The 12958-nt window shown below is 72.4% G+C and carries 11 protein-coding genes; 6 read left to right on the top strand and 5 right to left on the bottom strand.

The window, feature by feature from the left end; genetic code table 11:
• Nucleotides 1-19: 19 nt before the first annotated feature.
• From OG199_RS00360 to OG199_RS00350, 3 genes are all read right to left on the bottom strand, one after another.
• Nucleotides 20-1624, bottom strand: a complete 1605-nt coding sequence (locus OG199_RS00360) for an acyltransferase (RefSeq protein WP_405827174.1) — start codon at nt 1622-1624, stop codon at nt 20-22.
• Between the two features lie 22 nt (nt 1625-1646).
• Nucleotides 1647-2867 (bottom strand): cytochrome P450, encoded by a 1221-nt coding sequence (locus OG199_RS00355; RefSeq protein WP_356809305.1) that lies wholly within the window; start codon nt 2865-2867, stop codon nt 1647-1649.
• 62 nt (nt 2868-2929) lie between these two features.
• Nucleotides 2930-4177, bottom strand: coding sequence for a cytochrome P450 (locus OG199_RS00350; RefSeq protein ID WP_405827172.1), 1248 nt, complete (start codon nt 4175-4177; stop codon nt 2930-2932).
• Nucleotides 4178-4499: 322 nt separating this feature from the next.
• Here OG199_RS00350 and OG199_RS00345 point away from each other — a divergent pair, with 322 nt between their 5' ends.
• From OG199_RS00345 to OG199_RS00330, 4 genes are all read left to right on the top strand, one after another.
• Nucleotides 4500-4697: a ferredoxin gene (locus OG199_RS00345; protein WP_351724635.1), complete on the top strand. Its 198-nt coding sequence runs from the start codon at nt 4500-4502 to the stop codon at nt 4695-4697.
• 107 nt (nt 4698-4804) lie between these two features.
• Entirely contained in the window at nt 4805-6058 is a 1254-nt protein-coding gene (locus OG199_RS00340; RefSeq protein ID WP_356807686.1) for an activator-dependent family glycosyltransferase, read from the top strand.
• Nucleotides 6059-6266: 208 nt separating this feature from the next.
• A complete protein-coding gene (gene rfbB, locus OG199_RS00335; protein WP_356807687.1) occupies nt 6267-7277 on the top strand; it encodes a dTDP-glucose 4,6-dehydratase in 1011 nt (336 codons plus the stop codon).
• Nucleotides 7271-8059 (top strand): AfsR/SARP family transcriptional regulator, encoded by a 789-nt coding sequence (locus OG199_RS00330; protein ID WP_351724630.1) that lies wholly within the window; start codon nt 7271-7273, stop codon nt 8057-8059. Before rfbB ends, OG199_RS00330 begins: the two co-directional genes overlap by 7 nt.
• A 365-nt stretch (nt 8060-8424) precedes the next feature.
• Here OG199_RS00330 and OG199_RS00325 read toward each other — a convergent pair whose 3' ends face one another.
• Nucleotides 8425-9408 (bottom strand): NAD-dependent epimerase/dehydratase family protein, encoded by a 984-nt coding sequence (locus OG199_RS00325; RefSeq protein WP_405827168.1) that lies wholly within the window; start codon nt 9406-9408, stop codon nt 8425-8427.
• Nucleotides 9409-9615: 207 nt separating this feature from the next.
• On the opposite strand from OG199_RS00325, the gene OG199_RS00320 reads away from it, so the two are divergent.
• Both OG199_RS00320 and OG199_RS00315 read left to right on the top strand, forming a co-directional pair.
• Nucleotides 9616-10203 (top strand): dTDP-4-dehydrorhamnose 3,5-epimerase family protein, encoded by a 588-nt coding sequence (locus tag OG199_RS00320; protein WP_351724626.1) that lies wholly within the window; start codon nt 9616-9618, stop codon nt 10201-10203.
• Between the two features lie 86 nt (nt 10204-10289).
• Nucleotides 10290-11537, top strand: coding sequence for a macrolide family glycosyltransferase (locus OG199_RS00315; RefSeq protein ID WP_405827166.1), 1248 nt, complete (start codon nt 10290-10292; stop codon nt 11535-11537).
• On the opposite strand, the gene rfbH is transcribed toward OG199_RS00315, so the two are convergent.
• Nucleotides 11521-12822: a lipopolysaccharide biosynthesis protein RfbH gene (rfbH, locus tag OG199_RS00310; RefSeq protein WP_351724623.1), complete on the bottom strand. Its 1302-nt coding sequence runs from the start codon at nt 12820-12822 to the stop codon at nt 11521-11523. The genes OG199_RS00315 and rfbH overlap by 17 nt on opposite strands.
• Between the last annotated feature and the right edge of the window lie 136 nt (nt 12823-12958).

The following is a 12958-nucleotide window of genomic DNA, read 5'->3' as shown; positions in this document are numbered from 1 at the left end:
GCCACCGGCCCGCCCGTGCTCACATCCCCTCGGGAACGCCACCCCCGCCGGTGCGCCCGTGGACGTGCAGGCGCTCCAGCCAGGCCGGTTCCCGCACCACGGCCGCGTGCTCCTGGGCCAGACACAGATAGACGTCCCGGCCCCCGTCCTCGGCGGGCGTCGGCGCGATGTGCACCGTCGGCACCGGGAGGTCCGGGAACTCGTACCAGAACGGTTTTCCGGCGCCCAGGTCGATGCGGTACAGCGGGAACTGCGACCAGTTGTTGACGGTCAGCGCCGTCTCGAAGACGTCCGGCGCCCGGACCGACATGACGTGCCGTGACACGCCCGCCCTGCGGTAGGAGTTGAGGAAGGCGATCTCGTCGCGGATCTTGTCGGCGGTGTTGGAGTCCAGGCAGGCCCGGACGTCCTGGGCGACCCGGCCCAGCGGGCCCTCGCGCAGCGCCGCCGCCGAGGTGCCGGTCCAGCTGTTGCTGACGCAGTTGCCCCAGTACCCGGCGGGCAGCGCGTCACCGAGCCGGGACTGCGCGCTGACGATCATGCCGAGCCACTCGGCCGCCTCGTCGTCCCGGCCCCGCAGCTCGCCGAGCACCTGCCAGATGTGCGCGGTCAGCACGTCGTTGGTGGAGACCCAGGAGCCCTCGCCGGTCAGCTGCCGCTGCGCGGCCCGCTTCATCGCGACGAGTTCGGCGGCTTCGAAGCGGGTGGCGACGGTCGCGAGCTTGTGCAGGCCGACCTTGATGTTCGTGGCCAGCAGCCGTGCGCGGGAGACACCGGTGAACGCGCGTCGGGCCACCGTCGCGGGATCCGTGGACGCCCGGCCCAGCGCGTCGAGGACGGTCCGGTCGTGGAACGGCTCCTCGGGGGAGTCCAGCCCGTGGTGCTCGCGCGACCAGCTCTCCAGGAACGCGAGGGTGTTCCCGCCGTCCGCGAGACTGTGATTGATCATCACGCCCAGGACCGAACCGCCGCCGCGCATCTGCGTCAGCCGGATCTTCAGCAGCGGGGTGTCCCGGTCGACGACACGGAACGCGCTGACCTCGCGCAGCAGGCTGCCGATCACCGGCTCGGTGCGCAGCGAGGGCCCGTACTCCCGCATGGGCTCCGGCGACACCGCCTCGGTGAACCGGACCCCCGCGTCGTTGCAGAGCACGCTCAGCCCGCCGTCCCGGTCCCGGGTGAGACGGCCCGCCAGCAGCGGGTAGCGGCGCAGCGTGCGCGCCAGGGACGCGCGCAGCTCCGCGCCGTCCAGCGTCTCGCGGTAGAAGAACGTCAGCGGTGTGTACCAGGGGCCGGTCAGCAGGTCGTAACCGCTCAGCCGGACCCGGGCGTCGCCGGCGTCGCCGGCGGCGCCGGTGCGGACCAGGAACGACCGCTCCTCCCGGCTCTCCACGGCGTGACGGAAGACCGGCCCGGGCGTCCTGCCCTTCCCGCCCTTCGCCCTGCCTCTCTTCCCCACGACACGCGTCCTGCCCGTCCTGCCCGTCGTACTCGTCGTGTCCGTCGTGCTGGTCGTGCTGGTCGTGCCCATCGTGCTCGTGGTGCTCGTCCTCGCCGTCTTCTCCGTGCCGGGCGTGCCGGTCGGGTCGGGCGTGTCCGTCGGGTTGGTCGTGTTCGCTGTCACGGCGGTCCTCCTCGCGGGCCGATCAGTCCCAGGCGACGAGCAGGCTGTCGACCCCGTAGTGCACGGCACGGTCGCGCAGCGGTACTTCGTCCGCGGGCGTGGCCAGCCGCAGCTTCGGGAAGCGCTCGAACAGCGTGCGCAGACCGATCCTGAGGGTGGCGCGGGCCAGGTGCTGGCCCAGGCACTGGTGCGCCCCGAACCCGAGCGCCAGATGCTTGCGCGGGATACGCGTGACGTCGAGGGCGTCGGGGTCGGTGAAGACCGAGGGGTCGCGGTTGGCGGCGGGCAGCGAGAGGACGACGGTCTGCCCGGCCTTGATGGTGACGCCCTCGAGCTCGACGTCCTCCAGCGCGCAACGGCTGGACCCCATCTGCGAGATGGTCAGGTACCGCATCAACTCGTCGACGGCACCGGCCTCGTACAGCTCCGGACGGCTGCGCAGCAGGGCCAGCTGCTCCGGCTGCTCCAGCAGCGCGAACGTGCTCAGGGCCAGCATGTTGGGCGTCGTGTCGAGGGAGCCGCCCAGGGTGAGGACCGCGAGGTTGACCATCTCCTCCTCGGTCAGCTCCCCGGTGGAGGCCAGCTGTCCGAAGAAGTCGTCGCCCCGCTCCTCCATCCGCTCGCGGACCATGGGCCGCAGCGCCGCGTCCATGGACTCGACGTGGTGGATGAACTCCTCCAGCGTGTACGTCAGCGTCATCATCGCCGAGAAGTGCTTCGAGATGACCGCCATCAGCTCGGCGGAGGCCCCCATCAGGGACTGCACCGTGCGCACGCTCACCACCTCGGCGAACGACGTCAGCAGGTCGGCCTGCGAGCCCTGCGCCGCCATCTCGTCGAGGGTCTCGCCGATGATGCGGGTCAGCTCCGGCTCGAACTGCTGGATCCGGCGGACCGTGAAGTGCCCGGCCAGCAGACGGCGGTACTTGGAGTGCTCGGGCGCGTCCGTCTTCGCGAACGAACCGGGCGGGGAGGGCTGGGGGTTGTACTCGTCCATCGGGAACGGCGGCGCGACCACGTGGGCCAGCAGCTCGTTGCGGTGGCTGAAGCGGTTGTCGGCCAGGATCTGCCGCACCAGGTCGTGCCGGGTGACCAGCCAGCCCGAGGTGTCCGCCGGGGCCACCTGGAAGGTGATGGGGCTGATCGGGTTCTCCGCGCGCAGGCGGGCGTACGCCGCCGGCGGATCGAACGGGCATTTACCCCGGTCCGCCGGGATGACGGGTGCGTCGGGCCGTGTCTTCATGGTCACTCCGTTGGTGTGCCGGCTACGCCGTCGGGTGTCGTGGGGCGAGAGCTGGTGGGGTGTCAGGCACGCTTGACGGCCAGCGGCAGGTGCCGGGCGCCGAAGACGTTGGTGCCGTGATAGGTCAGCCGCGCGTCGGGGTCGACCTCGATCCGGGCGAACCGGTCCAGGAGCGCGTTCAGGGCGACCCGCCCCTCCAGCCGGGCCAGCGGCGCCCCGATGCAGTAGTGGATGCCGTGACCGAATGCGGCCTGGCGGGAGTTGGAGCGCTCCGGGCGGAAGGCGGCCGCGTCCTCGAAGACCTCCTCGTCCAGGTTGGCCGACAACAGCCACAGGTGCACCAGGGTGTTGGGGGCGAGGCTCGTCCCGTGGAACTCGGTCACGGCCGTGGTGACCCGCTCGATCCGCGTGAACGGCGGACGCAGCCGCAGGGTCTCCTCGATCACGGCCGGCACCAGTGACCGGTCCTCACGGACCCGTTCGAACAGTTCCGGCTCCCCGTCCAGGCACATCAGCGTGTTGCCCAGCAACACCGAGGTGGTGACATGCCCCGCGAGCAGCAGCAGGGTCGCGAAACTCGCGATGTCCTCGTCGTCGAGGCGCTCGCCGTCGAGCTCCGCGTGCACCAGGGTGCCCAGCAGGTCGTCCTGCCGCTCCCGGCGCCGCTCGTCGATGAAGCCCTGCAGGTACGCCGAGATCGTGGCGCCGGTCTCCTCCATCCGCCGCACGCTCGCGGGATCCTCCGGATCCGTCGACAGCAGCTGGTCCGCCCACCCCTGGAACAGGTCCCGGTCGGCCGTCGGCACGCCGAGCATCCGCGCGATCACCGTCACCGGCAGCGGGTTGGCGAGCACGTCCACCAGGTCGAAGCGGTCCGAGCCGGCCGCGGCCAGCAGCTCGGCGGTCAGGTCGGTGATCCACGGTTCGAGGCCGGAGATCAGCCCCGGGGTGAAGGCGCGGCTGACCAGACGGCGCATCTTGCCGTGCAGCGGCGGGTCCAGCAGCAGGAGGGTGCCGCGCGGGGCCTGGCGTTCACCGCCCGACAGACGGCCCACGGTGTCGGACGAGAAGGTCGCCGGGTCGGCGAGGACACGCTGGACGTCCTCGTACCGGAACAGGTGCACATGGCCTGCCTCGTCCCGCCAGACCGGGCTCTGCGCACGCATCCGCGCCAGCCAGGCCAGCAGCGTCGTCCCGCCGTCCGGCTCCACCGAGGGAGCCCTGCCGATGCCGGGTCCCGGCGCCGCGCCGTGCGCCGGATCCGCCACTTCCCGCGTCACACCGACGTCCGAGGTGCCTTCCTCCGCCACCAGTGGTTCCCCCTCTCGTGCGGCCCGGTCGCGATCGCGGCCCGCGACGCGCCGAATTCGACCGGCGCCCCGACGGGCCCGGCTCTCGCGTCACTCCAGCACGCGGCGCCGGACCGGGGCCAGGAACGGCCGCGCAGTCTAGGGATTCACCGAGTACCGCCCGCCCGGCCCCCGCGCGAGGGCACGGCGGCGGGCGCAATCTCTGGAGGAAATCCCAGACAGTGACGGCCCACGGCCGCAACGGGCCCGCCCGCGGCCCAAGATGGGCACCGCCCCGGGCAGCGGGGCGCCACCCCCGTACCGCCCGACGCGGAAGGCCGGCATGGACATCGCGATCGACCCCGACAAGTGCATGGGAGCGGGTCAGTGCGTACTGATCGCACCCGAGGTCTTCGACCAGGACGAGACCGACGGACGCGCCCTGCTCCTGATCGAACGGCCGGGAAGCGACCACCACGAGGCGATCCGAGAAGCGCACGAATCCTGCCCGCTGGGTGCCATCACCCTCCAGGAGGACTGAGCGGCTCCGGCAGCCGGTCCGGGCGACAGCGCCCGGCGCACCTTCCGCCGGGCGCTCCTCGATGTCCCGCGGCCCGGCCGCAGACCTTCTACGAACGAGAGGATGCCATGCGCGTTCTGTTCGCCGGCCTGTCGGAGAAGTCGCACCTGAACACCATGGTGCCGCTGGCCTGGGCCTTCGTCACGGCCGGGCACGATGTGCTGATGGCCAACTCTCCGTCGCTGACCCCCGCCATCACCGGGGCCGGCCTGGTGGCCGCCCCCGTGGGCACCGACGACCACACCCTGCTGCACGCGGACATGGCACTCGCCCGCGAGTCCCAGGACGCCGACGTCGCCAACTGGAGCCACCTCGGCCCCGGCCAGGTCGACTGGGCCACCCTGCGCGAACGCTACGAGATCAGCGTGCCCTGGGGCTTCGCCCGCTACAACGACCCCGTCATGGACGACATGGTGGCCCTCGCCCGCGACTGGCGGCCCGACCTCGTCATCCGCGACCCCATCGCCTACGCCGGCGCGGTCGCCGCACGCGCCAGCGGCGCGGCCCATGCCCGCCTGCTGTGGTGCGCCGACGTGTACGGGCAGGCCAGGCGCACCTTCGTCGACCTCGCCCGCGACGTCCCCGAGGCCGAGCGCACCGACCCGCTCGCCGAGTGGATCGACGAACGGGGCCGCGCCTACGGCGTGTCCTGCGACGAGGAACTCCTCAACGGCCAGTTCACGATCGACACCCTGCCCCCGAGCCTGCGGCCGCCGAGCGACCTGCACCGGCTGCCCATGCGCTACATCCCCTACAACGGCCCCGCCGTGCAGTGGGACTGGCTGCGCGAGCGGCCCAAGTCGCCCCGGGTGTGCCTCACGCTCGGCCGCACCAACAGCGAGGCCTACGGCGGTGACTACGTCCCCCTCTACGACATCCTCAGGTCCCTGGGCGCACTCGACGTTGACGTGGTCGCCGCGCTCATGCCCGAACAGGCCGAACAGCTCGGGGACCTGCCCCCCAACGTGCGCGCCGTCAGCGGGATCGCCCTGAACACGCTGCTGCCCACCTGCTCCGCCGTCATCCACCACGGCGGCTGGGGCACCTTCGCCACCGCCCTCGTCAACGGCGTCCCGCAGCTCGCCCTGTCGACCAACGTCGCCGACCAGGAACTGCGCGGGCGCGCGGTGGAGAAGGCCGGCGCCGGGATCTTCGTCCACCACAGCGACGTCGACGCCGGCCAGGTCCTCGTGCACACCCGCATGCTCGTGGAGGAACCGTCGTTCGCGGCCGCCGCGGGACGGCTGCGGGACGAGTCCGCGGCCCTGCCCAGCCCGCGCGCCCTGGTCGGCCAACTGGAACAACTGGTCGCCGGCCGCTGACACCGCCCCGAACGCACGCCCCGAACGCACGCCCCGAACGCACGCCCCGAACGCACGCCGCGCTCGCCCCGCCCGAACGCACCGCCCCGGGCACGCTGCCCCGAACAGACCGGCCCACCGGCCGGATTCGCGCACCACACCGCACACACGAGGAAGGAGGACGGCGTCGACCGCGACCCCGACCGGGGTACCTGGCGCCGCAATCCCGATGAGTCAGACACGCATCCTGGTGACCGGCGGTGCCGGCTTCATCGGTTCCCACTACGTCCGCACCCTCCTCGGCCCCCTCGGCCCCGACGACGTCTCGGTGACCGTCCTGGACGCCTTCACCTACGCGGCCAAGCGGGCCAGCCTCGACGAAGTCCTGGACTCCGACCGGTTCCGGCTGGTCGTCGGCGACATCTGCGACCCGGCGGTCGTCGGCCCCCTCATGGCCGAGCACGACCAGGTCGTGCACTTCGCGGCCGAGTCGCACGTCGACCGGTCACTGTCCAGCTCCGCCGAGTTCGTCCGCACCAACGTCATGGGCACCCAGGTGCTCCTGGACGCCGCACTGCAGCACGGCATCGGGACCTTCGTGCACGTCTCCACCGACGAGGTCTACGGCTCCATCCCGGCCGGCTCCTGCTCCGAGGAGCAGTCCGTGAACCCCAACTCGCCCTACGCCGCCTCCAAGGCGGCCAGCGACCTGCTCGCCCTGGTCTACCACCGCTCCCACGACCTGGACGTGCGGGTGACCCGCTGCTCCAACAACTACGGCCACCACCAGTACCCCGAGAAGATCATCCCGCTCTTCGTCAGCCTCCTCCTGCAGGGCAGGAAGGTCCCGCTGTACGGCGACGGGATGAACGTGCGCGACTGGCTGCACATCGACGACCACGTCCGCGGCATCGAACTGGTCCGCACCCGGGGACGGGCCGGCGAGATCTACAACATCGGCGGCGGCACCGAGCTCGACAACCGCCGGCTCACCGAACGCCTCCTGGAGGCGTGCGGCGCGTCCTGGGACCAGGTCGAGTACGTCACCGACCGCAAGGGCCACGACCGCCGCTACTCGGTCGACTGGAGCAAGGCCCACACCGAGCTGGGCTACAAGCCGCAGAAGGACTTCACGGAGGGCCTCGCCGAGACCGTCGCCTGGTACCGCGACAACCGCGACTGGTGGGAGCCCGCCGCCACCGAGGCCGACGGGCCCGCGACCGGGACCCCCGCATGCTGACCTTCCGCACCCTGGGACTGCTCGAGGTGACCCGGGACGGACGGCCCGTGACACCCACCGCCCCGAAGGTCCGCCAGATGCTGGCCCTGCTGCTGGCACGCCGCAACACCCTGGTGTCGATCTCCGCAATCGCCGGCGAACTGTGGGAGCGCACCCCGCCGCGCAGCGCCACCGCCACCGTCCAGACCTACGTCTACCAGCTGCGCAAACTCCTGCAGAGCGACAGCGAGACGGCCGCCGGAACGGGACCGCTCGTCACCCGGGCCACCGGCTACATCCTGCGGGTGGCCCCCGGCGACTACGACGCCGAGGAGTTCGAACGGCTCACCGTCCAGGCACGGTCCGCGATCGAGGCCGGTGACGCCCACACCGCCACCGAACGCCTCCAGGCCGCACTGGCCTGGTGGTCCGGCCAGCCGTTCGCCGACATCGGCCAGGGCCCCTGCCTCCAGGCGTACGCGCTGCGTCTGGAGGAGCTCCACATGCACGCCCTGGAGCTGCGCATCACCGCGGGGCTCGGACTCGGCCAGCACCGCGAACTCGTCGCGGAACTCAAGGAACTGGCCAGCACCTACCCGCTCCACGAGTGGTTCCAGGGCGGTCTCATCATCGCGCTCCAGCGCTGCGGCCGCAGCAGCGAGGCCCTCCAGGTCTACCAGCGGCTGCGCCGGCTGCTCCGTGACGAACTGGGCCTGGAACCCTCCGCCGGGCTGCAGCAGATCCGCCAGCACGTCCTCATGGACCGGGTCACCACCGCCGACCTCAGCCTGCTGCCGGGCTGAACAGGGAGCCGCCGGACGGGCCCCGTACACCCGCTGTCCGCCGGCCGGGCCACCGGTTTCCGCCGTGCCCACGCCTCTGTGCCCGCGCCCGTGTGCCCGTACGTCAGTGCCCCTGTGCCCGTGTCCCATGCCGTCCGTGCCCGTGTGCCCGTATGCCCGTGCGTCCGTGCCCGCGCCCCTTGCCGTTCGCGCCCACGCGCCCACGCGCCCACGCCCCCACGCCCACGCGCCCACGCCCACGCGCCCACGCCCACGCGCCCACGCGCCCACGTCCGCGCGTCCGCACACCGCCGGCCGGCACGAGGCCCGGCAGCGCGCGCACGCCCACGCGTCCGTACGCGGCCCGGCAGCGCGCCCACGCCCGCTCAGACGGAGCGCTCCGCCGCCTTCCACAGGTCCCGTACGGCCTCCTCGGGCCCGCGGCGGGGCGACCACCCCAGCAGCTCGCGCGCCGCGGTGACGTCCACGCACATCCAGTCCGCGTCCGCGGCGGGCCGCACCGTACCGCCGGTGTCCTCGACCAGCCGCACCGCCCGCCCGCTCGCCGCGATCAGCCGGTTGACCACGGTGCGCACATGCAGCGAGGTACCGCTGCCGATGTTCACCACCCGGCCCCGCGCCCGCGGCGTCCGCGTCGCGGCCACGACCGCCTCGGACGCGTCCTTCGCGTCGACGAAGTCCCGGCTGCTGCGCAGCGGGGACAGCTGCACCGTGACGGGGCCGTCCGGCGCCGGCCGGGCGAGCAGCTGCTGCGCCACCCGGCCCAGCAGGCTGCCGGGCGGGATCCCGGCGCCGATGACGTTCGACAGCCGCAGCACCACCGCGTTCGTCCGGCCCTCCCGGGCGGAGCGCAGGACGGCCTGGCTGCCGAGCAGTTTCGACTGCCCGTAGTCCGTCGCCGGGCGGGTGGGGGAGTCCTCGGCGAGCAGGACGCCCGCGGGCTGCGGCGTGTACTCGTGCACCGAGCCCAGGTGCACCAGCCGCGGCTGCCACGAGGCGGCGTCCAGCGCCGCCAGCAGCTGCTCCACGAGCAGTTGGTTGCCCTGCCGCATGACGCCCACCGACGACGACCAGGCCACGCCGGCCGCGTTGACGACGGCCACCGGACGCTCCGCGTCGATCAGCCTCGTCAGCGCGGCCGGCCCGTCCTTGACCAGGTCCATCGGGCAGAACTGCCACGAGGCCGGTGTCTTCGCGGCCTGCCGCGCGACGGCGAGGACCTCGTGACCGGCTGCCTCCAGGGCCGCGCCCGCGTGCCGGCCGACGAAGCCGGTCGCGCCGAGGACGACCACCCGGCCGGACGATCCGTCCGGCGCTTCGGGCACTCCCTGTCTACCGACCAGCGTCATGCCGCTCCCCCTTTTGGGCCGGGTCGCCCCGCACCCGTACGTCGTCCCGGTGCGCCACGGCGGCGGACGTCGGTTTTGTGCGGTCACTGTCGCACCCGGCGATCGAGGACCCCTCCAGGACCGTTCGACTCGACCGTGCCCTGGGCGGCGCTTCAACGGTCCTCTACCGGCCCGCCCTATGGTGCTGCCACCATGAAGGTTCGAGAGATGGCTGTGCCGGACGCTTTCCACATCACACCGCACAAGATCGGCGATGTGCGCGGGAACTTCTACGAGTCGTTCCGCCACGACAGGCTGGCCGAGGAGATCGGCAGACCCGTGCCCCTGGTGCAGGTGAACTACTCGGTCTCCCGCAGGAGCACCCTGCGCGGGCTCCACGGCACCCTGCTGCCACCCGGCCAGGCGAAGGTCGTGTGCGTCGTACGCGGCGCGATCCTCGACATCGTCGTGGACGTGCGCCTCGGCTCGCCCACCTTCGGCGCGCACGAGGCGAACTGGATGAGCGCCGAGTCCGGCGACAGCGTCTTCGTCTCCGAAGGGCTCGTGCACGGCTTCCTCGCCCTCACCGACGACACCTGCGTCTCCTACCTGTGCTCCACCGAGTTCGTCCCCGGCACCCAGGTCGACATCGACCCCCTCGACGCCGAGCTGGACTTACCGTGGCAGCTGTCGGAGACCCCGCTGATGTCGGCCAAGGACTCCCGGGCCGTGTCCGTCGCCACCGCCCGCCGGACCGGCCTGCTGCCGCGCTACGAGGACTGCCTCGCGCACTACGCGGCGCTGCGCGGCACGTGACCGGTTCCCCGGAGACGGGCCCGCCTCCCTCCCCGGCGGCCGCGGGCGCACCGTCCCAGGCCGCCGCCGTACCGAAGGAACAGCCGATGCCGCACCGCACCGACCCCCGCCCGCTCCACTGCGCCGTCCTGCCCTTCGCGGACTTCGGGCACGTCGCTCCGAGCCTCGGCGTCGCCCGCGAGCTCATCGCCGGCGGCCACCGGGTGACCTACGTCGTGGACGAGCGGTACGCCGGCCTGGTCGAGGAGGCGGGCGCCCGCGCCGTCACCTACACCTCCGCGCGCGGCGAGTTCTATCGCGCCGCCGACCCGGCCCCCGGCCAACTGGCCGCGGAGGGTTACGCGTTGCTGGTGGACACCATCGAGACCGTGTTCCCCGCCGCCCTGACCGCGCTCGCCCAGGACCCCCCGGACGCCGTCCTCTACGACTTCGAGAACGTGGCCGCCGGACGGGTCGCCGCCCGGCTCCTCGACGCCCTGCCGGTGCAGATGTTCCCCAGCCACGCGGCGAACGAGACCTTCTCCCTGCGCGCCCAGATGTGGGACCGGGCCGACCCGGTGATGGCCAAGGGCGCCGGCGTCCTCATCGGGTTCATGGGCGAACACGGCATCGGCCTGGACGAGATGAGCCGCTACGGCACCGAGTGGGACGAGCACAACCTCGTCTTCCTGCCGCGCGACTTCCAGATCGAGGGCGACACCTTCGACGACCGCTTCGCGTTCGTGGGCCCCATGGTCACCGAGGCCCCGGCCGGCCTCTGGTCGCCGCCGGCGGACGGCCGGCGCACCGCGCTGGTGTCCCTGGGCACCGAGTCGGGCGACCGCGGCGACTTCTTCCGCACCTGCGCCCAGGCCTTCGACCCGGCCTCCTGGCACGTCGTGATGACGCTCGGCCACGGCGCCGACCGCGCACAGCTGGGGCCGCTGCCCCCGCACGTCGAGGTCCACGAGTGGCTGCCGCACCCGGCCGTGCTGCCGCACGCGGACGTCCTGGTCTGCCACGCCGGCATGGGCAGCCTCATGGAGGCCCTGTACTTCGCCACGCCCGTGGTGGCCATCCCGCGCGCCCACGAACTCGGTCTCAGCGCCGAGCGGCTGGAGCAGTGCGGGGTCGGCCGCACCCTGTCACGGACCGGCCTCGACGCCGACCTCCTCGCCCACACCGTGAACGGGCTGCTGGCCGACCCGCGCACCCCCGCCGCCCTGCGGCGGATGCGCGCCGCGGTCCGCGACGCCGGCGGTGCCCCCCGCGCCGCCGACACCCTTCAGGGCTGGGCGGCGCGGCACCGCCGGCACCGCACGGGCCGGCCGGCCGGCATCAGTGGGGCAGCGTGACGAACTCGCTCACCGTCGAGATGCTGTAGTCGATCATCTCGTCCGTCAGGCCGGGGAAGACACCGATCCAGAACGTGCTCTCGGTGGTGATGTCACTGTTGGTCAGCGGACCGCTGACCCTGAACTCCCGCCCCTCGTACGCCGGGTGGCGGGTGAGGTTGCCAGCGAAGAAGCGCCGGGTGGCCACCTTGCTGTACTCCAGGTGGTCGATGAGCGCCCCCGGCGCGAACGGGGCCCCGGGCACGACGGTGATGGCGAAACCGAACCAGCTCGGGTCGCTGCCCGGCGTCGCCTCCGGCAGGATCAGGTGCGGAAGACCGTCCAGGCCCTCCCGCAGCCGCGCCCAGTTGCGGCGCCTGGCCTTGCCGAACTCGTCGATGTGCGTCAGCTGCTGCAGCCCGAGGGCCGCCTGCACATCGGTCGACTTCAGGTTGTAGCCCACGTGCGAGAAGATGTACTTGTGGTCGTAGCCGGCCGGCAGCGTCCCCATCTGATGCTCGAACCGCTTGAAGCACCGGTTGTCCTCGGCCGGCTCGCACCAGCAGTCGCGACCCCAGTCGCGCATGGACTCCACGATGCGGGCCAGCGCCAGGTTGTCCGTCAGGACCACCCCGCCCTCGCCCATCGTGATGTGGTGCGCCGGGTAGAAGCTCTCGGTCGCCAGATCCCCGAACGTGCCGGTGAGACGGCCCTTGTAGGTGCTGCCCAGCGCGTCGCAGTTGTCCTCGATGAGGAACAGGCCGTGGTCGTCGGCGATCTGCGCGATCTCCTCGACGGCGTACGGGTTGCCGAGCGCGTGCGCCACCATGATCGCCCGCGTGCGCGGCCCGATCGCCTGCTCGATGCGCTCCGGCGTCGGGTTGTAGGTGCCGATCTCGATGTCGGTGAAGACCGGCACCAGACCGTTCTGGAGGATCGGGTTGACGGTCGTCGGGAACCCGGCGGCCACGGTGACCACCTCGTCGCCCGGCACCAGACGGCTGTCCTCCAGCTGGGGCGAGGTGAGCGAGCTGAGCGCCAGCAGGTTCGCCGACGAACCGGAGTTCGTCAGATGCGCCTTGCGCAGGCCGAAGTACTTGGCCAGCGCGCGTTCCAGCTTGCGCGAGCTCGGTCCGGCGGCGATCCGCATGTCCAGGGCCGCCTCGACCATCGCGACGCGGTCCTCCTCGTCGAGGACGGCACCGGAGGCCATGACGGACGTGATACCGGGCACGAATCCCGAGGACGCGTTGCTGCGGTGGTACTCGCGTACCAGGTCGAGGATCTCTGTCTTGTCGTTGCCCATCGGCTGGTGGCCTCCCTGTGGCTGCCGGCGGGGACGGAGCCGTGGCCGCGACGGCAGGAAGTGCGAGCGGGGTCCCCGGACCGGGATCTGTCGGCCGGGAAGCCCAGCCCAACACACCGCGCACCGGCGTGCCCAG

The sequence above is a fragment of the Streptomyces sp. NBC_01176 genome, assembly GCF_045039825.1.
Lineage (GTDB): Bacteria > Actinomycetota > Actinomycetes > Streptomycetales > Streptomycetaceae > Streptomyces.
Note: the sequence above shows the minus strand (reverse complement) of the source record. Positions and strands in the feature narration are given on the sequence as shown.